We start from the raw sequence: 945 nt of genomic DNA, 5'->3' as shown, positions 1-945 counted from the left end.
TTCAACGCACATGGCCAGCACCTTGGTAAAGGTCTCCTCGAACACCGCTTCCGGGAACAGTTGGCGCGTCCTGCTTATCGTACTGTGCCAGGGAAGCTCCTCGTCGATATCATATCCTATGAAGAACAGGATGTCGAGCCGCATCGAACAGTGCTCCATGAGCTTGCGGTCGCTGATGATGTTCTCCAGATAGCCGACAAGGCAAAGCTTGAAGAAGACCACCGGGTCGATGCTCTTCTGCCCGCTTTGCCCATAATACCCCTTGGTGAGCGGATATAGGAAATCCAGGTCCAACACACCCTTCAACTTCCTGTAAAAATTGTCCCTTGGCACTCGTTCGCTGAGTTGGAACCGGGCGAACAGCTTTTCCTGATAGTCCTTCTTGCCTTGCATCCCTTTAAGGTACGATCCCTTTCCCGATCGGCAATGATCATCAACGACTTTTTTCGCTAACTTGTGCAACAGGCACAATGTATAAAAATAATAGCGGTTTAATCGCTAAAACGAAAGTAAGTCAATATAAAAAAGGTCTGTGTTTAACTGAAAAGCTAGTGCTTGAAAATCCGCTACTATTCTTATACTAGACCGTTAACAATTATATTAAATGAACATTCCGCAAATAAAATTAATTCAGTCAAAAGGGCAGTTAATGCACAATGACGACATAATTGTATTAGATCCGGACTCAGATTTTGGGAATTTAACGATCAAGTACTTCGTAATCTTAACACGTATAGCAAAGGTCAATTTGGAACTGGAAAAATTGTATAAGGACTTTAAAAATATTGACTATTACGATGAAAACCCTATTGTCTATCCAAAATTAGACGATTGTTATGACTATCATAAAGTTGAACAAATTATCTATGATTTACGAGTAAGTACGGACCAATTAATATGCTTGTCATACGTGCTGAATTACAAACGGATTAATGGAAAGTACCC

Annotated in this window: 2 protein-coding genes; one reads left to right on the top strand and one right to left on the bottom strand. The window is 41.4% G+C overall.

Features of this window, described 5'->3' with window-relative positions:
- The coding region (locus A7D14_RS01565) for a transposase (protein ID WP_255307365.1) at nt 1-462 on the bottom strand (462 nt) is incomplete at its 3' end.
- 142 nt (nt 463-604) lie between these two features.
- Here A7D14_RS01565 and A7D14_RS20185 point away from each other — a divergent pair.
- Nucleotides 605-945, top strand: a 341-nt coding sequence (locus A7D14_RS20185) for a hypothetical protein (RefSeq protein WP_218058496.1), incomplete at its 3' end; no start/stop codon positions are given.

Origin of the sequence: Allomuricauda sp. CP2A (genome assembly GCF_001683915.1) — a bacterium.
Classification (GTDB): Bacteria; Bacteroidota; Bacteroidia; order Flavobacteriales; family Flavobacteriaceae; genus Flagellimonas.
The sequence above is the reverse complement of the archived record's forward strand: the minus strand, read 5'-3'. Positions and strand labels throughout refer to the sequence as shown.